The organism is Streptomyces sp. 1-11 (assembly GCF_007176755.1).
Lineage (GTDB): Bacteria > Actinomycetota > Actinomycetes > Streptomycetales > Streptomycetaceae > Streptomyces.
Map to the genome: position 1 here is coordinate 68,069 of NZ_BJTV01000003.1, position 20,795 is coordinate 88,863.

22 protein-coding genes and 1 tRNA gene are annotated in these 20,795 nt (G+C 72.2%); 9 read left to right on the forward strand and 14 right to left on the reverse strand.

The window, feature by feature from the left end:
• Positions 1 to 1,059, reverse strand: a complete 1,059-nt coding sequence (locus TNCT1_RS07285; RefSeq protein ID WP_143629602.1) for a DedA family protein — start codon at positions 1,057 to 1,059, stop codon at positions 1 to 3.
• A 140-nt stretch (positions 1,060 to 1,199) separates the two neighbouring features.
• Here TNCT1_RS07285 and TNCT1_RS07290 point away from each other — a divergent pair, with 140 nt between their 5' ends.
• Positions 1,200 to 1,565 (forward strand): YbjQ family protein, encoded by a 366-nt coding sequence (locus TNCT1_RS07290; RefSeq protein WP_143629605.1) that lies wholly within the window; start codon positions 1,200 to 1,202, stop codon positions 1,563 to 1,565.
• 17 nt (positions 1,566 to 1,582) lie between these two features.
• On the opposite strand, the gene TNCT1_RS07295 is transcribed toward TNCT1_RS07290, so the two are convergent.
• Positions 1,583 to 2,344 (reverse strand): MerR family transcriptional regulator, encoded by a 762-nt coding sequence (locus tag TNCT1_RS07295; RefSeq protein WP_143629608.1) that lies wholly within the window; start codon positions 2,342 to 2,344, stop codon positions 1,583 to 1,585.
• A gap of 112 nt (positions 2,345 to 2,456) precedes the next feature.
• Between TNCT1_RS07295 and TNCT1_RS07300 the strand changes: the two genes are divergently transcribed.
• Together TNCT1_RS07300 and TNCT1_RS07305 are read left to right on the forward strand one after the other, a co-directional pair.
• A complete protein-coding gene (locus TNCT1_RS07300; RefSeq protein WP_143629610.1) occupies positions 2,457 to 3,743 on the forward strand; it encodes an ion channel protein in 1,287 nt (428 codons plus the stop codon).
• A gap of 25 nt (positions 3,744 to 3,768) precedes the next feature.
• Positions 3,769 to 5,172 (forward strand): glutamate decarboxylase, encoded by a 1,404-nt coding sequence (locus TNCT1_RS07305; RefSeq protein ID WP_143629612.1) that lies wholly within the window; start codon positions 3,769 to 3,771, stop codon positions 5,170 to 5,172.
• A 199-nt stretch (positions 5,173 to 5,371) separates the two neighbouring features.
• Here TNCT1_RS07305 and TNCT1_RS07310 read toward each other — a convergent pair whose 3' ends face one another.
• The 4 genes from TNCT1_RS07310 to TNCT1_RS07325 form a co-directional block, all read right to left on the reverse strand.
• A complete protein-coding gene (locus TNCT1_RS07310) occupies positions 5,372 to 6,013 on the reverse strand; it encodes a PadR family transcriptional regulator (RefSeq protein ID WP_143629615.1) in 642 nt (213 codons plus the stop codon).
• A gap of 23 nt (positions 6,014 to 6,036) precedes the next feature.
• On the reverse strand, positions 6,037 to 6,576 hold the full coding sequence (locus tag TNCT1_RS07315; RefSeq protein ID WP_143629618.1) for a DinB family protein: 540 nt from the start codon (positions 6,574 to 6,576) through the stop codon (positions 6,037 to 6,039).
• A gap of 112 nt (positions 6,577 to 6,688) precedes the next feature.
• A complete protein-coding gene (locus tag TNCT1_RS07320; RefSeq protein ID WP_143629620.1) occupies positions 6,689 to 8,149 on the reverse strand; it encodes an aldehyde dehydrogenase family protein in 1,461 nt (486 codons plus the stop codon).
• Positions 8,150 to 8,217: 68 nt separating this feature from the next.
• On the reverse strand, positions 8,218 to 9,042 hold the full coding sequence (locus TNCT1_RS07325; RefSeq protein ID WP_143630421.1) for a helix-turn-helix transcriptional regulator: 825 nt from the start codon (positions 9,040 to 9,042) through the stop codon (positions 8,218 to 8,220).
• 333 nt (positions 9,043 to 9,375) lie between these two features.
• Here TNCT1_RS07325 and TNCT1_RS07335 point away from each other — a divergent pair, with 333 nt between their 5' ends.
• Positions 9,376 to 9,924 carry an ATP-binding protein gene (locus TNCT1_RS07335; RefSeq protein WP_235902403.1) on the forward strand — a complete coding sequence of 183 codons (549 nt, stop codon included), beginning with the start codon at positions 9,376 to 9,378 and terminating at the stop codon, positions 9,922 to 9,924.
• Positions 9,925 to 10,003: 79 nt separating this feature from the next.
• Here the strand turns inward: TNCT1_RS07335 and TNCT1_RS07340 are convergent, their stop codons facing one another.
• The 4 genes from TNCT1_RS07340 to TNCT1_RS07355 form a co-directional block, all read right to left on the reverse strand.
• Positions 10,004 to 10,273, reverse strand: a complete 270-nt coding sequence (locus TNCT1_RS07340) for a DUF397 domain-containing protein (protein WP_143629626.1) — start codon at positions 10,271 to 10,273, stop codon at positions 10,004 to 10,006.
• A 147-nt stretch (positions 10,274 to 10,420) separates the two neighbouring features.
• Positions 10,421 to 10,894: an SRPBCC domain-containing protein gene (locus tag TNCT1_RS07345; protein WP_143629628.1), complete on the reverse strand. Its 474-nt coding sequence runs from the start codon at positions 10,892 to 10,894 to the stop codon at positions 10,421 to 10,423.
• Complete coding sequence (locus tag TNCT1_RS07350; RefSeq protein WP_143629630.1) at positions 10,891 to 11,238, reverse strand: helix-turn-helix transcriptional regulator; 348 nt, start codon at positions 11,236 to 11,238, stop codon at positions 10,891 to 10,893. The genes TNCT1_RS07345 and TNCT1_RS07350 overlap by 4 nt, the downstream gene beginning before the upstream one ends.
• 78 nt (positions 11,239 to 11,316) lie before the next feature.
• Positions 11,317 to 11,691 (reverse strand): VOC family protein, encoded by a 375-nt coding sequence (locus TNCT1_RS07355; protein WP_143629632.1) that lies wholly within the window; start codon positions 11,689 to 11,691, stop codon positions 11,317 to 11,319.
• A 292-nt stretch (positions 11,692 to 11,983) separates the two neighbouring features.
• Between TNCT1_RS07355 and TNCT1_RS07360 the strand changes: the two genes are divergently transcribed.
• The gene (locus TNCT1_RS07360; RefSeq protein ID WP_235902406.1) at positions 11,984 to 12,472 is read left to right on the forward strand and encodes a hypothetical protein; all 489 of its coding nucleotides are present in this window, start codon (positions 11,984 to 11,986) and stop codon (positions 12,470 to 12,472) included.
• 81 nt (positions 12,473 to 12,553) lie between these two features.
• A complete protein-coding gene (locus tag TNCT1_RS07365) occupies positions 12,554 to 13,069 on the forward strand; it encodes a DUF4232 domain-containing protein (protein ID WP_143629633.1) in 516 nt (171 codons plus the stop codon).
• A 415-nt stretch (positions 13,070 to 13,484) separates the two neighbouring features.
• Here TNCT1_RS07365 and TNCT1_RS07370 read toward each other — a convergent pair whose 3' ends face one another.
• The gene (locus tag TNCT1_RS07370; protein ID WP_143629635.1) at positions 13,485 to 14,624 is read right to left on the reverse strand and encodes a DUF2786 domain-containing protein; all 1,140 of its coding nucleotides are present in this window, start codon (positions 14,622 to 14,624) and stop codon (positions 13,485 to 13,487) included.
• A 133-nt stretch (positions 14,625 to 14,757) separates the two neighbouring features.
• On the opposite strand from TNCT1_RS07370, the gene TNCT1_RS07375 reads away from it, so the two are divergent.
• From TNCT1_RS07375 to TNCT1_RS07385, 3 genes are all read left to right on the forward strand, one after another.
• The gene (locus TNCT1_RS07375; RefSeq protein ID WP_143629637.1) at positions 14,758 to 15,516 is read left to right on the forward strand and encodes a Clp protease N-terminal domain-containing protein; all 759 of its coding nucleotides are present in this window, start codon (positions 14,758 to 14,760) and stop codon (positions 15,514 to 15,516) included.
• 77 nt (positions 15,517 to 15,593) lie between these two features.
• Positions 15,594 to 17,288 carry a bifunctional 3'-5' exonuclease/DNA polymerase gene (locus TNCT1_RS07380; RefSeq protein WP_143629639.1) on the forward strand — a complete coding sequence of 565 codons (1,695 nt, stop codon included), beginning with the start codon at positions 15,594 to 15,596 and terminating at the stop codon, positions 17,286 to 17,288.
• A 109-nt stretch (positions 17,289 to 17,397) separates the two neighbouring features.
• Positions 17,398 to 17,601, forward strand: coding sequence for a hypothetical protein (locus tag TNCT1_RS07385; RefSeq protein ID WP_143629641.1), 204 nt, complete (start codon positions 17,398 to 17,400; stop codon positions 17,599 to 17,601).
• A gap of 77 nt (positions 17,602 to 17,678) precedes the next feature.
• Here the strand turns inward: TNCT1_RS07385 and TNCT1_RS07390 are convergent.
• From TNCT1_RS07390 to TNCT1_RS07400, 3 genes are all read right to left on the reverse strand, one after another.
• Positions 17,679 to 17,755, reverse strand: a tRNA-Thr gene (locus TNCT1_RS07390).
• Positions 17,756 to 17,862: 107 nt separating this feature from the next.
• Complete coding sequence (locus TNCT1_RS07395) at positions 17,863 to 19,482, reverse strand: alpha/beta hydrolase (RefSeq protein ID WP_143629643.1); 1,620 nt, start codon at positions 19,480 to 19,482, stop codon at positions 17,863 to 17,865.
• Between the two features lie 96 nt (positions 19,483 to 19,578).
• Positions 19,579 to 20,784, reverse strand: a complete 1,206-nt coding sequence (locus tag TNCT1_RS07400) for a DNA polymerase III subunit delta' (RefSeq protein WP_143629645.1) — start codon at positions 20,782 to 20,784, stop codon at positions 19,579 to 19,581.
• Positions 20,785 to 20,795: the final 11 nt, after the last annotated feature.

The following is a 20,795-nucleotide window of genomic DNA, read 5'->3' on the forward strand; positions in this document are numbered from 1 at the left end:
TCAGCGGGCGCGGTGGTCGCCCTGGCTGTCGTAGGGGTGGCGGTTGGGGTCGTACTGGTTCGGGTCGTACTGGTTCTGGTGGTAACCGTTCTGGTCGTACCCGTTGCGGTCGTACCCGGGCCCGTCGAACCCGTTCCGGTCATACCCGTTCCGGTCGTAACCGTTGGGGTCGTACCCGTTCTGGTCGTAGCGGGGGCCGTCCTGGCCGTGGCGCGGCTGCTGGTGCTGCCCCTGGCCGTGGTACTGGCCTTGGTCGTAGCCGCCCTGGTCGTAACCGCCCTGGTCCCAGTACTGCCGGGGCTGCTGCCGGTAGGGCTGCTCCTCGGGCTCGACGCGGCGCAGGCGGGTCGTCGCGTCGTCCATGACCGGCTGCTGCTCGTACCGGGGCGCCGGGGCCTGCCGCGCGTGCTGCTCCTCGGCCGCCTCCCGCTGCGCGGCCTTGTTCTTGCTGCGCGCGCGCAGGTACTCGATCGCGATCGGGATCACCGACACCAGGACGATCAGGATCAGGATCGCCTCGATGTTGTTCTTGACGATGTCGTGCTGCCCCAGCCAGGAGCCCAGCAGGGTGACGCCCGCGCCCCACAGGACGCCGCCGATGACGTTGAAGACCAGGAAGGAGCGGTACCGCATGCCGCTGACGCCGGCGACGATCGGCGTGAACGTGCGCACGATGGGCACGAAGCGGGCCAGGACCAGGGACTTCGGGCCGTACTTCTCGAAGAACTCGTGCGCCTTGGCGACGTTCTCCTGCTTGAACAGCCGTGAGTCCGGACGGTTGAACAGGGAGGGTCCGACCTTCTTGCCGAACATGTAGCCCGCCTGGTCGCCGAGGATCGCGGCCAGGCAGATCAGGCCGATCGCGCCCCACAGCGGGAAGTCGAGCTGGTGGGAGGTGATCAGCAGACCACAGGTGAACAGCAGCGAGTCACCCGGCAGGAAGAAGCCGATGAGCAGGCCTGACTCGGCGAAGACGATGAGCAGCAGACCCCAGATGCTGTAGGTGTCCAGCAGGTACTGGGGATCCAGCCAGCTCGGGCCGAGGGCGAGTGTCATCACGGGTCCGGGCTCCTGAGGGGGTGAGGCGGCTACGGCGTCCATGGGGGGCCGCACAAAGCTACCAACGTGGCGCGACCGCCCCGGGTTCCACCGGTGCCTCCAGGATGCACTGTGGCGCCGCTGCGAGAAAGCTGTGGCTCATGGGACTCGACGACTACGGCGGCGGCCAGGGGCCCCAGCCGGACGTGCTGGTGGTGACGACGAACGACGTGCCCGGCTACCGGGTGCGGCAGGTGCTCGGCGAGGTCTTCGGGCTGACCGTGCGCTCGCGGCACCTCGGCAGCCAGATCGGCGCCGGGCTGAAGTCGATGATCGGCGGCGAGCTGAAGGGGCTCACCAAGACGCTCGTGCAGACCCGCAACCAGGCCATGGAGCGGCTGGTGGAGCAGGCACGCGCGCGCGGGGCCAACGCGGTGCTGATGTTCCGCTTCGACGTCACCGAGGCCGCGGACGTGGGCACGGAGGTGTGCGCCTACGGCACGGCCGTCGTGCTGGCCCGGGAGTAGGCCTCCCGGGCCGGGGCTCACGCCGTGTGCCGGTCGGCGTTGGCGGCGATCGCCGCGCTGAGGTGTTCGGCGAGACCGGGCCGCGTCGAGTCGTAGTACGCCTTGAAGCGCTCGTCGGCGACGTACATCGCGCCCAGACAGCGGTGCATGGGGTGCGGGCAGTCGTAGTACCAGGCGCCGATCTGCCGGCGGTGCTCCTCGGCCAGGTCCATGGCCGCCTCGTCCGTGGGCTGCCCGCCGGCCGCCATCAGGGCGACGTAGCGCTCGGTCCAGTCGTCGTTCTCGGCCCGCATGCGCTGCCAGTCGTCCTTGGTGTAGCGGGCGGCGCGGCGCTGCGACTCGGCGTAGGCCTCGGTGCCGCCCCAGCGCCGCTCGGTCTCCTCGGCGTACTGCTCGGGATCGTTGTCCCCGAAGACCTCGAACCGCTCCTCGGGGGTGAGGTTGATGCCCATCGTGCGTGCCTCCATGGCATGCTCCACGGCCGCGGCCATCTTCTGCAGCTTCTCGATCCGGGCGGTCAGCAGGTCGTGCTGGCGGCGCAGGTGCGCGCGCGGGTCCACGCCGGGGTCGTCGAGCAGGGCCGCGACCTCGTCGAGCGGGAAGCCGAGTTCGCGGTGGAACAGGATCTGCTGGAGCCGGTCGAGGTCGGCGTCGTTGTAGCGCCGGTGGCCGGCGTGGGTGCGCTCGCTGGGCACCAGCAGGCCGATCTCGTCGTAGTGGTGCAGGGTGCGCACCGTGATGCCGGCGAACCCCGCGACCTGTCCCACGGAGTAGCTCACTTTCCGCTCCTTGTCGTCGGTACGTCCACCACGTTGAGGCCTCACGCGGCGTGAGGTGCAAGCCGGATCCGCTCCGGATGTTGGAGTCGTCGCGTCCGCTTATCGTGACGACGTGGCCCAGGACACCCGACGGGAGGCTCGCTCGACCCGGCCGGCCAGCCCGGCGCGGGTCCTGCTGCCGTTGATCCTGCCCGCCGTGGCCGTCGGGGTGGCCGCGAGCCTCCTCTACGTGGGACTGAGCGTGGCGGCGGAGCAGCTCCAGCGCGTGCTGTGGGGGCCGCTGCCGGACGCGCTGGGGATCGGCCCCTACTCGGTGCTGTGGATGTTCGTCATGCTGGTGGCGACCGGCATCGCCGTCGGGCTGGTCGTGTGGAAGGTGCCCGGTCACGCCGGGCCGGACCCGGCGACCACCGGGCTCGACGCCCCGCAGCTGCCGCCCGTCGTGCTGCCGGGCCTGCTCCTGGCGACCGGTCTGATGCTGGCGGGCGGCCCGAGCCTCGGCCCGGAGAACCCGATCATCGCCGTGAACGTCGGCCTGGCGGCCTGGCTGGGCGGGCGTCTGCTGGCCCGGATGCCGGGCTCGCTGTGGCCGATGCTGGCGGAGGCGGCGACGATCGGGGCGCTGTTCGGCACCCCGGTGGCCGCCGCCCTGGTCATCTCCGAGGCGCTGGCCGGGCGCCCGGCCCGGGGGCTGCTGTGGGACAACCTGTTCGCGCCGCTGACCGCGGCGGCGGTCGGGGCGCTGACCACCTCGCTGCTGTACCGCCCGGCCTTCGACCTCGGCCTGCCGCCCCTGGGCCACCCGCGCTGGCAGGACCTGCTGGCGGCCCTGGTACTCGCCCCGGTGGCCGCGCTGCTCGGCATGTGCGCCGTACGCGCCTTCCCCTGCGTCCACGCCGCCTTCCAGCGGTTGCGCCACCCGATGCTGATGCTTCCGGCGGGCGGCCTCGTGCTCGGCGTCCTGGCCGCCCTGGGCGGCCATCTGACCCTCTTCAAGGGCCTGTCGGAGATGGGCGAGCTGGCACACGACCCGACCGGCTGGACGGCGGGGCAGTTCGCCACGCTGGCCGTGGTGAAACTGGCGGCGATGGTGGTCGCGGCCTCCTGCGGGTTCCGGGGCGGCCGGATCTTCCCCTCCGTCTTCGTCGGCGCCGCGCTCGGCCTGTGCGCCCACGCGCTCGTCCCGGCCGTGCCCGCGGCGCTGAGCGTGTCCGCGAGCGTGCTGGGCATGCTCCTGGCGATCACCCGGCAGGGCTGGGTGAGCCTGTTCACGGCCGCCGTCCTGGTGGTCTCGCCCGTCATCATCGCCCTGCTCTGCATCGCCTCGCTGCCGGCCTGGCTGCTGGTGACCGGGCGGCAGCAGATGCAGTTGCGCTCTGACGGCACCCCCGTCCGCTGACCCCGTTCCCGTCTGGAGACACCTCATGGCCCTGCACAAAGGCACGGAGAAGCACAAGGAGCGCCTGCTGTCGGTCAACCCGTTCTACGGCGAGGCCAACCCGGTCGGCGGGATGACCGAGGCCCCGCCCACCCACCGGCTCCCCGACGCCCCGCTGCCGCCGTCCACGGCGTACCAGCTCGTGCACGACGAGCTGATGCTGGACGGCAACTCGCGGCTCAACCTGGCCACCTTCGTCACCACCTGGATGGAGCCGCAGGCCGGGGTGCTGATGGGTGAGTGCCGCGACAAGAACATGATCGACAAGGACGAGTACCCGCGCACGGCCGAGCTGGAGCGGCGGTGCGTGGCGATGCTCGCCGAGCTGTGGAACGCCCCCGACCCGGCGGCCGCGGTGGGCTGTTCGACCACGGGCTCCAGCGAGGCCTGCATGCTGGCCGGGATGGCGCTCAAGCGCCGCTGGGCGCAGCGCAACGCCGACCGCTACCCGGGAGCGCGCCCGAACCTGGTCATGGGCGTCAACGTCCAGGTCTGCTGGGAGAAGTTCTGCAACTTCTGGGAGGTGGAGGCCCGGCTGGTGCCCATGGAGGGCGACCGGTTCCACCTGGACCCGCAGGCCGCGGCCGAGCTGTGCGACGAGAACACCATCGGTGTCGTCGGCATCCTCGGCTCCACGTTCGACGGCTCCTACGAGCCGATCGCGGCGCTGTGCGCCGCCCTCGACGGCCTCCAGGAGCGCACCGGGCTGGACGTCCCGGTCCACGTGGACGGCGCCTCCGGCGCGATGATCGCGCCCTTCCTCGACGAGGACCTGGTGTGGGACTTCCGGCTGCCGCGCGTGGCGTCGATCAACACCTCCGGGCACAAGTACGGCCTGGTCTACCCGGGTGTCGGCTGGGCCCTGTGGCGGGACAAGGAGGCGCTGCCCGAGGAACTGGTCTTCCGGGTGAACTACCTGGGCGGCGACATGCCGACGTTCGCCCTGAACTTCTCCCGCCCCGGCGCCCAGGTGGTCGCGCAGTACTACACGTTCCTGCGGCTGGGCCGTGACGGCTACCGGACCGTGCAGCAGACCACGCGGGACGTGGCACGCGCCCTCGCCGGGAAGATCGAGGCGCTCGGCGACTTCCGGCTGCTCACCCGCGGGGACGAACTGCCGGTGTTCGCCTTCACCACCCGCGACGACCTGCCCTACGACGTCTTCGACGTCTCCCGGCGGATGCGCGAACACGGCTGGCTGCTGCCCGCCTACACCTTCCCGCCGAACCGCGAGGACCTGGCGGTGCTGCGGATCGTGTGCCGCAACGGCTTCTCCCACGACCTCGCGGACCTGTTCGTGGACGACCTGGCCCGCCTGCTGCCGGACCTGCGCCGGCAGCCGCATCCGCTCACCAGGGACCGGGACGCGGCCACCAGCTTCCACCACTAAGGGCTGTCCCGTAATCCCCGGTGGATCAGCGCGCGGCGTCAGATGCGGTGCATCGCAAGGCGGAGGGTCGTCCTCATACTGGGCGTATTCGGGCGATCCGACAACGCGGCGAGGCGCCGTAGCTGTCGTCGCGTGCCCGCCGGGGATTACGGGACAGCCCTTAGGGCCCTTCGTCCGGATCAGGCCGGATCAAGGCGGATCAGCGGTCGTCCCCCGGATGCCGCTCCCCCGTCGCGTACGGGTTCTCCTGGCCCTCGGCGAGGACGCCCACGAACGGCTCGCCCTCCCCCGCGAAGGTGTACGCGCCGGCCGCCAGGCGGTCGACGAGTCCCTGCGTCCAGGCGGCGTCGGAGTCGGCCGTGTGCAGCCAGAGGTTCATGATCTCGCCGATGTGGCCGAGCCGGGCGGGGCCGTCCTCGGGGATGTAGTGCCCGGTGACGGCCGACCGCCACTGGCCGATGCGCCGGATCCGCTCCCGGAGCAGGTCCAGCGCCTCGGCCCGGTCCAGTTCGACCAGGAAGCCGATGGCGGCCGACTGGACGTCCGTCTTCTGGCCGTAGGAGACCAGGGCTTCGCGCAGCAGCCGGAAGAACTCCGTCTCGCCCGCGCCGGTGATCTCGTACTCGGTGCGCGGCGGGCCCCCCGCGGTGGACGGGGCGACCTCGTGCGCGTGCAGCAGTCCCTGCTTCGCCAGCTGCTTCAGGGCGTGGTAGATCGAGCCCGGCTTGGCGTTGGACCACTCGTGCGCGCCCCAGTACTCCAGGTCGCCCCGGACCTGGTAGCCGTGGGCCCGCCCGTGCTGACGGACCGCGCCCAGCACGAGGAGACGGATCGCTGACATGCCGTCCAGGTTATTGCCGCGGCTCAGCCCCGCTGCTCCAGGGCCACCAGCTCGAAGGCGGTCTTCCCGTCCAGGGACTCCCGGATGATGTCGGCGTGCCCGGCGTGCCGGGCGGTCTCGCGGATCAGGTGCAGGCACAGCCAGCGCAGGGAGACACGGCCCTCCGGCGGGAACCAGGGATCGGGCGGCAGCGGGAAGGTGTCGTCCAGGCTCGGCGCGGAACGGATGTACTTCTCCGTCTCGGCGGCGACCTGCTGCCAGTACGCCAGCTGTCCGGCCACCGTCTCGTCGTCGGCCAGCCGGAAGCACTCGTGCCAGTTCGACTGGTCGCGGTGGACCGCCGGCGGCTCCTGCCGGGCCCGGGCCAGCCAGCTCTGCTCGACCTCGGCGGCATGCTTGAGCAGGCCGCCCAGGGACAGCTCGCTGGCGCTCGGACGGGACCGGGCCTGCTCCTCCGTCAGCCCCAGCAGCGCCCTGCGGATGCCGCCCCGCTGCTCCTCCAGGAACGCGAGCAGCGCACCGCGCTCGTCGCCCTGTGTCTCCGCCGCCACGTGCGTGACCATGACCGGCCGCCTTTCATCGGGTCCTCTTGCCTGACACCGATGACGCTACGGGCCCTTGCGGTCAGCTTCTGTCCGCAAGGGCCCGGCACGCGCGGGAAGGTCCCGCGGACGGCTAGAAGGGGAAGCCGCTGCGGCCGTGCTGCACCGAGATCCACTTGACCGTGGTGAAGGCCTCGACCGTCGTCTCGCCGTTCAGCCGGCCGAGGCCGGAGTGCTTCTCGCCGCCGAACGGCACCAGCGGCTCGTCGTGCACGGTGCCGTCGTTCACGTGGAACATGCCGGTGTCGATCCGCTTGGCGAAGGCGACACCGCGCTCGACGTCGGCCGTGTGCACGGCGCCGCTGAGGCCGTAGGGGGTGTCGTTGACGAGCCGGACCGCCTCCTCCTCGCCGTCGAAGGGCACGAGGAAGACGACCGGGCCGAAGACCTCCTGCTGCAGCAGGGCGGAGCCGGCGGGGACGTCGGTGAGCACGCTGGGCTCGACCAGGTTGCCGGTGGTGGCGCCGCGCACCAGGGCGGTGGCGCCCTCGGCGAGGGCCTGCTCGACCACGCCCGCGAGGGCGCTCGCCTGCTGGGAGTTGATCACCGGGCCGATGACGGTCTGCGGGTCGCGCGGGTCGCCGGTCTTCAGCGTCCGGACCTTGGCGACGAACTTCTCGGTGAACTCCTCGGCCACCGAGCGGTCCACGAGGACCCGGTTCGCCGCCATGCAGACCTGGCCCTGGTGGACGAAGCGGCTGAAGACGGCCGCGTCCACCGCGTAGTCGAGGTCGGCGTCGTCCAGGACCACCAGCGCGCTGTTGCCGCCCAGTTCGAGCACTGCGCGCTTGAAGTGGGAGGCGCAGACGGTGGCGACGTGCCGGCCCACCTTGTCGGAACCGGTGAAGGAGATGACCTTGGGGATCGGGTGCTCGATGAAGGCGTCGCCGATCTCGGCTATGTCGGTGACGACGACGTTGAGCAGACCGCCCGGCAGCCCCGCCTCCTCGAAGATCTTCGCGACCAGGGTGCCGCCCGCGATCGGGGTGTTCTGGTGCGGCTTGAGGACCACGCCGTTGCCGAGCGCGAGGGCCGGGGCCACTGACTTGACCGACAGCAGGAACGGGAAGTTGAACGGGCTGATCACGCCCACCACGCCCACCGGCACCCGGTAGACGCGGTTCTCCTTGCCGTCGGCCGGGGAGGGCAGGATCCGGCCCTCGGGGCGCAGCGCCAGGTTGACCGACTCGCGCAGAAACTCCTTGACCAGGTGCAGCTCGAAGCCGGCCTTCACCCGGGTGCCGCCCAGCTCGGCGACGATCAGGTCGGCTATCTCCTGCTCGCGCTCCTCGATCAGCCGCAGCGCCCGCTCGAACACCGCGCGGCGCGCGTACGGGTTGGTCGCGGCCCACTGCTTCTGGGCGCGGGCGGCGCTCCGGTAGGCCTGGTCGACCTCGTCGACCGTCGCGACGGTGATGGAGGCCAGCTTCTCGTCGTCGTACGGGTTGAAGTCGATGACGTCCCAGGAACCGCTGCCCTGGCGCCATTCACCGTCGATGTACTGCTGGGCCAGGTCGCTGAAGTAGGACGGCATGTGATCCCTCAATCGGTAGCAGACAGGAGCGACGTCACGGTCTGATCACACGTCATCGTACTTGTGTTTCAGGTGAGTTGACGGAGTCCCCGGAGAAGATCCCGGCTCTCGTCCGGACCCGGGCTGTCCTGCTGGAGCTCCTTCAGCGCCTGCTCGTACTGGGCGACGTCCTCGCGCTTGTCCAGGTACAGGGCGCTGGTGAGCTGCTCCAGGTAGACCACGTCGGACAGGTCGGCGTCGGGGAAGCTGAGGATGGTGAAGGCGCCGCTCTCGCCGGAGTGCCCGCCGAAGCTGAACGGCATCACCTGAAGCCGGACGTTGGGGCGCTCGGAGACGTCGATCAGGTGCTGGAGCTGGCCGCGCATCACGTCACGGTCGCCGTACGGCCGGCGCAGGGCGGCCTCGTCCAGGACGATGTGGAACTCCGAGCCGTTGTCCGCGAGCAGGTGCTTCTGCCGTTCCAGGCGCAGCGCGACCCGCCGCTCCACGTCGTCCGGGCTCGCGCCCTTCATGCCGCGCCTGACCACCGCGCGGGCGTACTCCTCGGTCTGCAGCAGGCCGTGCACGAACTGCACCTCGTACACCCGGATCAGCGAGGCGGCGCCCTCCAGGCCCACATAGGTGGGGAACCAGCTCGGCAGCACGTCGGTGTAACTGTGCCACCAGCCCGCCACGTTGGCCTCCCGGGCGAGGGAGAGCAGCGACTCGCGCTCCGCCTCGTCACTGATGCCGTACAGCGTCAGCAGATCCTCGACGTCCCTGGTCTTGAAGCTCACCCGGCCCAACTCCATCCGGCTGATCTTCGACTCGGACGCGCGGATCGAGTAACCCGCCGCCTCGCGCGTGATCCCCCGTGCTTCACGCAGCCGCCTGAGTTGCGAGCCGAGCAGCATGCGCCGCACCACCGATCCGGGCTCTCCCGCGCTCACGTTCGCCAGCCTCCCCAACCGTCTTCAGGGGCCGCAGTCTGCCACTAAAACACTTCGAGCAGTACTCGCCCGGTTACGGAAACGGAAAGAGGCCGGCCGTTTCCCGCAGGCAGAGGTAGGTACCTCTGACAGTGGCATGGTCCAATGTGGCGGAAAAAATGGCCAAGAAGCGGTACGGGAGGGATCATTTCGGTCACGTGCACGTGCATCTGCCCTTGCATCTGCCTGTCCCATCCGAAAACATGGTGCCGCGCCACCGCTGCATCGCTACGACCGCGAATTCCGGGAGTGCCTCGCATGGGGACGAATGGATCGACCATGCTCAAGCCGTTACGGCAGGGCCTTCCGCCGTTGGACCCCGCAGCCGTCTCCGATGCCGCCTCCTGTGCCCTGCCGGCCCGGTTCGAGGCGGTGGGCGAGGCCCGGCGCTTCACCCGCCGCACCCTGGACCAGTGGGACGTGGGCGACCGCTTCGACGACATATGCCTCGTCGTCTCCGAACTCGTCACCAACGCCCTGCGGCACGGCCTGCCCATCCCGCACCAGCGTCCGTCCGGCGAGACGCGGCAGACCGCGCCCGCGGGCCCGGCCGACGCCGGCTGCCCGCAGCAGGCGCCCGCCGTGCGGCTGCACCTGCTGCGCTGGACCGAGCGGCTGGTGTGCGCGGTGCGCGACCCCAGCGACGAGACACCGGCGCCGCGCGATTCGGACGACTTCTCGGCGGAGTCGGGCCGGGGCCTGTTCCTGGTCGACTCCTTCGCCGACGGCTGGGGCTGGCACCCGCTCGCGGGCGCGCTCGACGGCAAGGTCGTCTGGGCGCTGTTCCGGCTCCGGACGGCCGGCTGAGGCGGCGCGAGGCCGAGTCACGCCGGGTGTCTACGCGCGTACACCGGGTGGGTCGCACCGCAAGAGTCGCTGAGTCGTTTCAGCCGGCTATGAGGTGGTCGAACTCGCCGTCCTTGACGCCGAGGAGCATCGCCTCGATCTCCGCGCGCGTGTAGACGAGCGCGGGCCCGTCCGGGAAGCGGGAGTTGCGCACCGCCACGTCGCCGCCGGGCAATCGCGCGAACTCCACGCAGGAACCCTGCGAGTTGCTGTGCCTGCTCTTCTGCCAGGCCACTCCGTCAAGCTGCGTCGCAGCCATGCCGTTGTACACGTCGAACCCCCCGTACACGCCGTCAACGTCGCGGTCCACAGGTCGCTCCCCGGTGGTGCACTTGGCTGATGTGGCCATGGATGTCTTGGTCAACTGGTCCGGATCATAGCTGCGTTCATGTGCAGATGCATGAGCGGATGCACGTGCACGGGGGGTGGTGCCGCGGTTACAGCTTTGACGTCCGCTTTACCGAAGCCGTTCCAGCGTCTGTCCGAGAGACGGCAGTACATGCCGACTCCAGCCCCCGTTCATGATCTTCCGCGCCGTCATCTGCGCCGGGTCGTCCGGATCGAATCCCTCGTGCACTAGGAACAGACGCGTACCGCGCCCTTCCTGTTCCAGGGTCCAGGTGATGGTCCAGTCGGCGGGACCGGCGGGATCCGCGTCGGCCCAGCGCAGGGACAGCATCCGCTCGGGGACGAAGGCGAGGACCCGCGCTTCGACGACACCGGAGAAGCGGGCGCCCGGGCGCGCGACCGAGGTCATCCGGTACCGGTGGCCGACCTCCAGCCGGAAGTCCTCGGCGCCGGGCATCTGCCAGCGGGCCAGCAGATCGGGTTCGGTCAGGGCGCGCCAGACCTTGGCGGGCGGATGCGGGAAGAACCGGTCGACGCGGACGGTGGTGAGGTCGTCGGCGTCATCGGGCGGTGCGGTGCTCATGGACGCTCATCGTCGGGCATGCGGTCGAGCAGATCGCCCAGGTCCCTCAGGCGGTCGCGCCAGAACCGCTCGTACGGATGGAGCCAGTCCTGCACGTCGGCGAGCGGAGCCGCCTCCAGACGGTAGATGCGCTGCCGGCCCGAGCGCCGCTCCGATACGAGGCCGGCGTCCCGCAGCACCTTGAGGTGTTCGGAGAGGCTCGGGCGGCGCATGTCGAAGTGGCCGGCCAGCGCCTGAACGGCCAGCGGACCACGCTCGCGCAGCAGCCGCAGCACCTCACGGCGGGTGGAGTTGGCGAGCGCGGCGAAGACCCGGTCCTCGGCGGCGGTACCCGTCCCGGTCATGCCGCGGCCGGGTTCACGGGGCGGTCCGGGACTCGGCGCGGTCGGTCCCGGTTCACGGGGCGGTCCGGTTCATGGGCGTCAGAAGCCTTCCTTCTCCGTCAGCAGCATCAGGCCGTTGCCGTCGGGGTCCGCGAAAGAGGCCATGCGCCCCCAGGGGAGTTTGTCCGGCCCCTGCACGGGGGTTCCGGCAGCGGCGAGCCGGGCGCAGTCCGCGTCGACGTCGGTCGTGACCAACATGATCCCGCGCGCGGAGCCGGGCGTGAAACCGCCCATCCCCGACCCGGAGAGCGTGAACACCGTCTGCGCGCCGCGGGGAGCCACCTGGAGCCAGCGGCCCTGGGGCAGTTGCCGGTCGGCGGTGACCTCCATGCCGAGGACATCGCGGTAGAAGCGCAGGGCACGGTCCTGGTCGGAGACGGGGAGGGTGACGAAGGAAGCGTGGGTGATGGTCATGCGGCGAGAATAGGTAGGCGGTTTCCTACGCGTCAACCGTAGGGTGTTTCCTACCTGAGGGCTCGGCCTTGCGTGCGGGGCGTTCCCGCTCGGCTGCCGTACGGGGCGTATCTGCTCGGCTCGCCGTGCGGAAGGGCGCTCGACCTGCCCTGCGGGAGGTATCCGCACGGCGTCCGGAGGTGTTCGGGGTAACGGCTGGTAACTTGCTGCGGTCCCTCCGGTCCGGAGGCGTCGTCCCCGGCGGGACGAGCGCGCCCGGGGCGGCCGGTTCGCTACAGCTTGGGAGCTTGACGTGACTACGGCGACTGCAAGGGTGCGGACGGCGGCCGCGGCGGCGGGTCTGGTGGGCGCGCTGGCGCTGACCGCGTGCAGCGGCGGCGGCGCTGACGACGACTCCTCACCGGCCCCGGCGCCGACGGCCGCCACGGAGTCCGCGAGCGGCTCCACGGGCACCGTCACGGGCGCTTCCGCCGAGCTCCAGGGCAGTTGGGTCGCCACCGGCAAGGGTTCGATCGTGGCTCTGGTGATCACCGGCAAGCGGGCCGGGCTCTTCGTGACGGGCGGATCCGTGTGCAGCGGCACCGCCGGTGCCGAGTCGGGCATGCGGATGATCCACCTGACGTGCACGGACGGCACCGAGGACCGGGTCACCGGCATGGTCGACTCGGTGACCAAGGACGCCCTGAAGGTGACCTGGTCGGGCAAGGTCGGCCACGAGACGTACACCAAGGCCGAGGGCGGCAAGCTGCCGTCGGGGATGCCGACCACCCTGAAGCGGTGAATTGGGCGGGGTGGGTGAGCGCGGCTCCGGCGTAGCCGCCATGATGCGGGGAGACCGTCACGACCTCGATGGGACCAGCTCATGCGCGTCATTCCGCTCACCGTCACCGCCCTCACCGCCGCCCTTCTGCTGACCGCCTGTGACGACGGCGGCGGTGGCAAGAACGGCAAGAGCGGCTCCGCCTGCGAGATCGGCGGGGTCTCGGTGCAGATCGGGGCGGCCAGCGTGGCCCCGTCCGCTGGTGACACCGGCGAGGTGCCCGTCAGCATCACCAACCAGAGCGCGCCCTGCACCCTGGACCACTTCCCCGGCGTCACGCTGAGCACGAGCGGCGGCGAGGTGAAACTGCCCGTGCTGGAGGGGGCGAAGGCGCAGAAGCTGAAGCTCGCCAAGGGCGACTCGGCGACCTTCACCATCGCCTACGTGCGCGGCGGGGCGGGCGGCAAGGCCGGCCTGACCGCCAAGTCGGTGAAGATCGGCCTGCCGGGCACGGACACCACCCGCAGCTTCCCGTGGTCCTACGGACCCGTCGCGACCAAGGGCTCCGGTGACACCCCGAACGCCTCCGTCAGCGCCTTCCAGCAGGTCGGGGACTGACGTCAAGCGGGAGCGGGGCGGCCGCGGAGGCGGACGTCGGGCCAGACGCGGGGCCGGGCGTCGGGCGGCTCACCGGCCGTGAGATCGAACGCCGGCCGGGCCGCACCCGAGGGCCGTCAGGCGGGACGCCAGCCGTGAGGCGGGACGCCAGCCGTGAGGCGGCGCACCGGCCGTCAGGCGGCGCATCGGCCGTCAGGCGGCGCATCGGCCGAAAGAGGGGACGCGGGAGTCCGGCGGCTCACCGGCCGTGAGGCGGCGCACTGGCCGACGGGTGGGACGCCCTCCGTAAGGCGGCACGCCAGCCGTAAGGCGGCACGCCAGCCGTAAGGCGGCACGCCAGCCGTCAGGCGGCGCACCGGCCGACGGCGGGGCGCCAGCCGTAAGGCCGGAAGCCGGCCAGGCAGGCCGAGGCCCGTCAGGCGGGACGCGGCCGGGACGGGTCCGAGGGCCGGTCGAGCCGAGGGCGGGCTCTGACCTGGGCCTGGTCCGCCGCCCGCGCGCCCTCCGTCCAGCCCGCCGCGTCGCTCACTCCGCGCAGCCGGGTGGTCGTGGTCTCGGGGAACATGTGCTCCAGGCGGCCGGCCACGGCCGTCTCCCGGGTGGCGAGGACCGGCAGCAGGTCCTCGGTCACCTGGGTGCCGGCCACGGCCGCGAGACGGTCGCCGACGCGATGGGCGTAGGCGGCGAGGAACGACTGCCGGAACGTCTTGGTGCGCTTGCGGCCGCCGGCCCGCTGCGCGGCCTCCGCCTTGGTCATCGCGTGGGTGGCCTGCACGAGCAGTGAGGCGTGGAGCAGTTCCACCACCTCCAGGTCCGCCTCGAAACCGACGACCGTGGAGAAGCCGAGCGCCTCGTTCCACACCGCGCGGCAGTGGTTGGCGGTGGCCACCGCGTCCAGCAGCACCGCCTTGGCCTGCTCGTACGGCGGCTCCACGCCGATGCGGCAGGCGCCGGGCGCATCCGGCGCGGGGGCTCCCGCGGCCAGCAGCGCCTCGTCGACGCTGTGCCGGGCCATCAGCTCCTGCGCCTTGGCCGAGAGCGCCTCCGCCTCCTCGGGGTAGCCGGTGGCCTCGGCCTTGGCGAGCAGGGCGCGGATGCGGTTGAGCATGCGGGAGGCGCCCGGCCCGGGGTCACGGCGGGGCTCCTCCAGGACCTCAAGGGCGGGCAGGCGCAGCAGCAGGCGGTACAGCTCGAGCACCGCGGTGGCGTGCGAGAAGCGGTCGCCCGCCCGGACGGCGGGCTCGGGGAGGGCTTCGAGCTGGGCGGCCCAGCGGCGTCCGCGGGGGCGGTCCCGCCCGGACTGGGCCCGGACCAGCCCCGCGACGAGCGACAGATGCACCTCGTCCAGCTCGCGCCGCACGAGCCGCACGACATCGGCGGGCTGCCAGCCGCGCCGCCATGCGGCCGCCACGAACTCCTCGCCCCGGCGCGCGAGTTCGGCGTCCGCCGCGGGGTCGGCGGCGAGCAGGGAGGCACCCGTGTCGAGCCCGGCGTCGTTGTCTTCGTACAGCGCGGCGCGGAACGCCCGCTCGACGGTGCTTGCAGTGCTGGTCACCCGTCGATCGTGCCACGCGTCTCCGTCAGCGGCCGAAGTCCGTCCACAGCCTGTGGACAACTGTGGATAACGAACACCCGTCGAGTGTCAACCAGTAGTTGACAGCCCGCCGGGGGCAACCTACGGTTGACACATGGCGACCAATCCGAACATCACGGCATCCGTACGCCTCGACGACCTCATCGCGGCGATCAAGAAGGTCCACCCCGAACCCCTGGACCAGCTCCAGGACGCGGTGATCGCCGCCGATCACCTCGGTGACGTGGCCGACCACCTGATCGGTCACTTCGTCGACCAGGCCCGCCGCTCCGGCGCCTCCTGGACCGACATCGGCAGGAGCATGGGCGTGACCCGGCAGGCCGCACAGAAGCGGTTCGTGCCCAAGGAGTCGGCCGACCTCGACCCCAGCCAGGGCTTCAGCCGCTACACCCCGCGCGCGCGGAACACGGTCATGGCCGCGCACAACGAGGCGGTGGCCGCGCACAACGCCGAGGGCCGCCCCGAGCACCTGGTCCTCGGGCTGCTGGCCGAGCCGGAAGGCCTGGCGGCGAAGGCGATCACCGCCCAGGACGTCCCGCCGGACGCGGTCCGCCGGGCGGCGGCCGCCGCGCTCCCGCCGGCCGTCGAGGACGCTCCCGACCTCGTCCCCTACGGCCCCGAGGCGAAGAAGGTCCTGGAACTCACCTTCCGCGAGGCCCTCCGGCTCGGCCACAACTACATCGGCACCGAGCACATTCTGCTGGCCCTGCTGGAGCACGAGAACGGCACGGGCGTCCTCAGCGGCCTCGGCATCACCAAGGAGGCGACCGAGGAGTTCGTCGCCAAGGTGCTGGCGACGCTGCTCGAGCAGAAGAAGGCGGCAGCGGACACGGAGGGGGCGGCGACCGACTGACCCCCGGGCGCACCCCGCTCCCGACCCGGACCCGCAGGTCAACGCCATTGTCAGTAGCGCCTGCCACACTCCTTCACATGGCCGGCCGATGGGCTCTCGCGGCGGCCGAGGACGGTGGCGTGGACGTCGCCCCCCTCGGCCCCGACGGGCTGCCCGCCGGGCCGGTGCGGCGGGAGAGCGATCTCGCCGGGGCGGTGCGGAGCCGCCCGGAGGTGACGCGCTGGGTGTGGCGGTCGACCGCCGACGTCTACCCGCGTCTGCTCGCCACGGGGGTGCGAGTGGACCGGTGCTACGACGTCGAGGACGCCGAGACGCTCCTGCTGGGCCACGAGGGCAGGTACGGCGAGCCACGCTCGGCCGCCGCCGCCCTGGCCCGCCTCCGGGGCGGCCCCGTACCGCCCGACCCGCCGCAGCGGCAGGCCGAACCGGGCGCCCAGTCCCCGCTGTTCGAGCCGGCCGGCAACCGCCTGCCCCTCACCGACCTGCTCGCCGTCTACGCCGAGCAGCAGCGGCGGCACGAGCGCACCGCACACCCCGACCGCATGCGGCTGCTGACCGCCGCCGAGTCCGCGGGGATGCTGGTGGCCGCCGAGATGAACCGCTCGGGCCTGCCGTGGAGCGCGGAGGTCCACCGCGAGCTGCTGCGCGACCTGCTCGGCGAGCGGTACGCGGGCGGCGGCGAGCCGCGCCGCCTGGCCGAGCTGGCGGACGAGGTGTCGGCCGCCTTCGGCCGCCGGGTGCGGCCCGACCTGCCCGCCGACGTGGTCCGGGCCTTCGCCGGGGCCGGGATCAAGGTGCGCTCCACCCGCCGCCGGGAGATCGCGTCCGTGGACCATCCCGCGGTGAAGCCGCTGCTGGAGTACAAGAAGCTGTACCGCATCTGGGTCGCGCACGGCTGGTCCTGGCTGCAGGACTGGGTGCGCGAGGGCCGCTTCCGGCCGGAGTTCCTGGCCGGCGGCACGGTCACCGGGCGCTGGGTGACCAACGGCGGAGGCGCGCTGCAGATCCCCAAGGTGATCCGGCGGGCCGTGGTCGCCGACCCCGGCTGGCGGCTGGTCGTGGCCGACGCCGACCAGATGGAGCCGCGCGTACTGGCGGCCATCTCCCGCGACCCCGGCCTGATGGAGGTGGCCGCGCGCGAGAGCGACCTGTACCAGTCGGTCTCGGACCGCGCGTTCTCCGGCGACCGCGACCAGGCCAAGATCGCCGTGCTCGGCGCGGTCTACGGCCAGACATCCGGCGACGGCCTGAAGAACCTCGCCGCCCTCAGACGCCGCTTCCCCAGGGCCGTGGCCTACGTCGACGACGCGGCCCGGGCCGGCGAGGAGGGCCGGCTCGTGCGCACCTGGCTGGGCCGGACCTGCCCGCCCGTCGCCGGCCCGGACGAGGACGCGGCGGAGGAGGCGGGCATCCCGGTCGGCGACGACGACGCCGGGCACGCGGACGGCCCGGCCTGGGGCCCGGGCCACACCTCGGGCGACTCCCGCGCGCGGGGCCGCTTCGCCCGGAACTTCGTCGTGCAGGGCAGCGCCGCCGACTGGGCCCTGCTGCTGCTCGCCGCGCTGCGCCGCGCCTGTGCGGACCTCGAGGCCGAGCTGGTCTTCTTCCAGCACGACGAGGTGATCGTGCACTGTCCCGCCGAGGAGGCCGCCACGGTCGTCGAGGCCATCCGCGAGGCCTCGCACCTCGCCGGACGCCTGACCTTCGGCGAGACACCGGTGCGCTTCCCGTTCACCACCGCGGTGGTGGAGTGCTACGCCGACGCCAAGTGAGGCCGGCGGCAGGGCCATTGCCCCGCCCGCGAGGGGGTACGCGGGCCTTTACGGGGCGTGTGCGGCGGCCGCCCGCCCCGGCAGGCGACCGGGTGGGAGGGGCGACCGAATGCAGCCGGAACACTGGACGGCGCGACGACTGAGGTTCACGCTGTGGGTCGCCGGAGCCGTGGCGGCGTTCGGAGTGGTCGGTGCGGTGCTGTCCGCGCTGAGGGCCCCGGACACCGTCACGTGGGCCGCCGCCGCCGGAGCCGCCGTGGCCGGCGGATGGGCCGGCGAGAGGTTCATGCGACGCCTCGAGGAGCGCCGCTGATCCTCGGCGCCCGCTCACGGCGAGCCGAAGCTGAACGAGAAAGCCCAGCGCAGACGGTGTCTGAGCTGGGCTTCGGATGGAGCCGCTTTCGGGATTCGAACCCGAGACCTACGCATTACGAGTGCGTTGCTCTGGCCATCTGAGCTAAAGCGGCGCGCTGCCCGCACTATGGTGCGATCAGCAACGTCGGTAAGTCTACACAGTTTCGCGGGGTGCTTCGTACCCGCCCCGGAGCAGGGCGCTCCGGGGCGGCCACGAGGGCTATGAGCAGCGCTTTCCGACGGGTGGCGGGGTGCCGTTGAGCAGGTAGGCGTTGATCGCGGAGTCGATGCAGGCGCTGCCGCGGCCGTAGGCGGTGTGGCCGTCGCCGACGAAGGTGAGCAGGCGGCCCGAGGAGAGCTGGCGGGCCAGGGACTGGGCCCAGCGGTAGGGGGTCGCCGGGTCACGGGTGGTGCCGACGACCACGATCGGGGCGGCGCCCTTCGCCTCGATCCGGTGCGGCTCGCCGGTGGCCTTCACCGGCCAGTACGCGCAGTTCAGGGAGGCCCAGGCCAGGCCGGCGCCGAAGACCGGGGACGCCTTCTCGAACTCGGGCAGGTCCTTCTCCACCTGCTGCGGGCTGGTGAAGGCGGGCGGCAGGTCGAGGCAGTTCACGGCGGCGTTGGCCATCATCAGGTTGCTGTACTGGCCCTTCGCGTTCCGTTCGTAGTAGCTGTCGGAAAGGGCCAGCAGGCCCGCGCCGTCGTCCTTGCGCATCGCCGACGTCAGCGCCTGGCGCAGTTGCCCCCAGCTCGCCTGGTCGTACATCGCCGCGATCACCCCGATGGTGGCCAGCGACTCGCCCAGCTTGCGGCCGCTCGCGTCGCCCGTCGGGATCGGATGGGCGTCCAGCTCGCGGAAGAAGGCCTTGAGACGGTCGCCGACCTGGGCGGGAGTGGCGCCCTTGCCGCCGAGCGGGCAGTCGGAGCGGCGCACGCAGTCCTTCGCGAACGCCTGGAACGCCGTCTCGAAGCCGGCCGTCTGGTCCAGGTTCACCCGGAGGGAGTCGAGGGAGGGGTCCACCGCGCCGTCCAGCACCAGCCGGCCCACCCGGTCCGGGAACAGGCCGGCGTACGTCGCGCCGAGGAGGGTGCCGTACGAGGCGCCCACGTAGTTCAGCTTCGGGTCGCCGAGCACCGCGCGCAGGATGTCCATGTCCCGCGCCGCCTCGACGGTCGACACGTGCCGCAGCAGCCGGGCCGAATGTGCCCCGCAGCTCTCCGCGAACTTGCGGAACTGCCCGACCAGCTCGTTCGTCTCCCGCTGGTCGTCGGGGGTGGTGTCGGTCTCGGTGAAGGTGTCCATCTGGCGGCCGTCGAGGCACTCGACCGGCTCGCTGCGCGATACGCCCCGCGGGTCCATCGCGACCATGTCGTACATCGCCCGGATCTCGGCTGGGTAGCCGATGCCCGCGTACTGCTGCAGGTAGCTGATGGCGGAGCCGCCCGGGCCGCCCGGGTTGACCAGCAGGGAGCCGAGCCTGTCCTTGCCGGTGGCGGCCTTGCGCGCGACGGCCAGCTTGACGTCGCCCGCGCCGGCATTCGCGTAGTCCAGCGGCGCCTTCATCGTGGCGCACTGGAATCCGGCGACGCCGCAGGCCCGCCAGCTCAGATGCTGGTCGTAGTACGGGGCCAGCGCCGAGGGCGTGGCCCGGGGCAGCGCGGCCAGCGTCGGCTCCGCCGCACCGCTGGACGTCGTGGTCATCGAACTGCCGGCGGAGCAGGCGGACACGAGCATGGCGGCGGCCGTGAGCAGAGCGCCCGCGACACGGGTCGTCGCCCGGGACCGGATGGGGGTCCGGCTGGTCCGGCGGGGCCGGCGGAGGGGGGGCCAGGTGTGCATCAAGCGATCGTAACGCTGAGCGATGCGACGGATACGCGGCGTACGGGGGGTGACCTCGTACGGGGGACGGAGTCCGTCAACCACCGTACGCGCGGCTCACCCGGCCCGCAGTGCCATCGTCATCGCCTCCACCGCGAGCAGCGGCGCCACATTGCGGTCCAGGGCGTCGCGGCAGGCGGCGATCGCCTCGATGCGCCGCAGGGTCGACTCCGGGGTGCTGCCGCGGGCCAGCCGGTCCAGGGCGTCCTGCGTGTCGCCGTTGGCGATGGCGACCCGGGAGCCGAGCTGGAGGGCGAGGACGTCGCGGTAGAACCCGGTGAGGTCGCCGAGGGCGACGTCGAGGCTGTCGCGCTGGGTGCGGGTTCTGCGGCGCTTCTGCATCTCCTCGAGGTCCTTCACCGCCCCCGCCGTGCCGCGCGGCAGCCGGCCGCCCTGGGCCGCGCCCAGCGCCGCCTTCAGCTCCTCGGTCTCCCTGCCGTCCATCTCCTCGGCGAGCTGCTTGGCGTCCTCGGCGGCCGCGTCGACCAGCTCCTGGGCCGCTCGCAGGCAGGCCCCGACCTCGTCCAGGCGCAGCGGGAGCCGGAGCACCGCGGCCCGGCGCTCGCGGGCGGCGGGGTCGGTGGCCAGCCGGCGGGCCCGGTCGGCGTGGCCCTGGGTGGCGCGGGCGGCGGCCATCGCGGCCTCGGGTTCGATGCCGTCACGGCGCACGAGCATGTCGGCGACCGCTTCGACCGATGGCGTACGCAGGTTCAGGTGGCGGCAGCGGGAGCGGATCGTGGGCAGGACGTCCTCGATCGAGGGGGCGCACAGCAGCCACACCGTGCGGGGCGCGGGCTCCTCCACGGCCTTGAGGACGGCGTTCGCCGACTTCTCGTTCAGCCGCTCGGCGTCCTCGACCAGGATGATCTGCCAGCGGCCGTTGGCCGGCGCGGTGTACGACTTGCGGACCGTGTCGCGCATATCCCTGACAAGGATCTCGGAGCCCACGGCGGCGATCGCGCTGACGTCGGCGTGAGTGCCGAGCAGCGCGGTGTGGCAGCCGTCGCAGAAGCCGCAGCCGGGGGTGCCGCCGAGGGCCCGGTCCGGGCTCACGCACTGCAGGGCCGCGGCGAAGGCCCGCGCCGCCTGGTTCCGGCCGGCGCCGGGCGGCCCGGTGAACAGCCAGGCGTGCGTCATCCTCGACGCCTCGGGCGGCGGCTGGTCAGCGGCAGCGGCGGTGACGAGGGCGTCGGCGTCCCGCGCGGCGCCGTCGAGCACCGCGCTCACCTTGTCCTGCCCGACGAGGTCGTCCCACACGGTCATGGGTCACGCCG

What these genes read in the sequence shown, in the direction of transcription:
- TNCT1_RS07290 (WP_143629605.1), top strand. Translation starts at nt 1,200, where the DNA reads ATGGGACTCGACGACTACGGCGGCGGCCAGGGGCCCCAGCCGGACGTG.
- TNCT1_RS07305 (WP_143629612.1), top strand. Translation starts at nt 3,769, where the DNA reads ATGGCCCTGCACAAAGGCACGGAGAAGCACAAGGAGCGCCTGCTGTCG.
- TNCT1_RS07310 (WP_143629615.1), bottom strand. Translation starts at nt 6,013, where the DNA reads ATGTCAGCGATCCGTCTCCTCGTGCTGGGCGCGGTCCGTCAGCACGGG.
- TNCT1_RS07315 (WP_143629618.1), bottom strand. Translation starts at nt 6,576, where the DNA reads ATGGTCACGCACGTGGCGGCGGAGACACAGGGCGACGAGCGCGGTGCG.
- TNCT1_RS07320 (WP_143629620.1), bottom strand. Translation starts at nt 8,149, where the DNA reads ATGCCGTCCTACTTCAGCGACCTGGCCCAGCAGTACATCGACGGTGAA.
- TNCT1_RS07325 (WP_143630421.1), bottom strand. Translation starts at nt 9,042, where the DNA reads ATGCTGCTCGGCTCGCAACTCAGGCGGCTGCGTGAAGCACGGGGGATC.
- TNCT1_RS07335 (WP_235902403.1), top strand. Translation starts at nt 9,376, where the DNA reads ATGGGGACGAATGGATCGACCATGCTCAAGCCGTTACGGCAGGGCCTT.
- TNCT1_RS07345 (WP_143629628.1), bottom strand. Translation starts at nt 10,894, where the DNA reads ATGAGCACCGCACCGCCCGATGACGCCGACGACCTCACCACCGTCCGC.
- TNCT1_RS07350 (WP_143629630.1), bottom strand. Translation starts at nt 11,238, where the DNA reads ATGACCGGGACGGGTACCGCCGCCGAGGACCGGGTCTTCGCCGCGCTC.
- TNCT1_RS07355 (WP_143629632.1), bottom strand. Translation starts at nt 11,691, where the DNA reads ATGACCATCACCCACGCTTCCTTCGTCACCCTCCCCGTCTCCGACCAG.
- TNCT1_RS07365 (WP_143629633.1), top strand. Translation starts at nt 12,554, where the DNA reads ATGCGCGTCATTCCGCTCACCGTCACCGCCCTCACCGCCGCCCTTCTG.
- TNCT1_RS07375 (WP_143629637.1), top strand. Translation starts at nt 14,758, where the DNA reads ATGGCGACCAATCCGAACATCACGGCATCCGTACGCCTCGACGACCTC.
- TNCT1_RS07380 (WP_143629639.1), top strand. Translation starts at nt 15,594, where the DNA reads ATGGCCGGCCGATGGGCTCTCGCGGCGGCCGAGGACGGTGGCGTGGAC.
- TNCT1_RS07385 (WP_143629641.1), top strand. Translation starts at nt 17,398, where the DNA reads ATGCAGCCGGAACACTGGACGGCGCGACGACTGAGGTTCACGCTGTGG.
- TNCT1_RS07395 (WP_143629643.1), bottom strand. Translation starts at nt 19,482, where the DNA reads ATGCACACCTGGCCCCCCCTCCGCCGGCCCCGCCGGACCAGCCGGACC.
- TNCT1_RS07400 (WP_143629645.1), bottom strand. Translation starts at nt 20,784, where the DNA reads ATGACCGTGTGGGACGACCTCGTCGGGCAGGACAAGGTGAGCGCGGTG.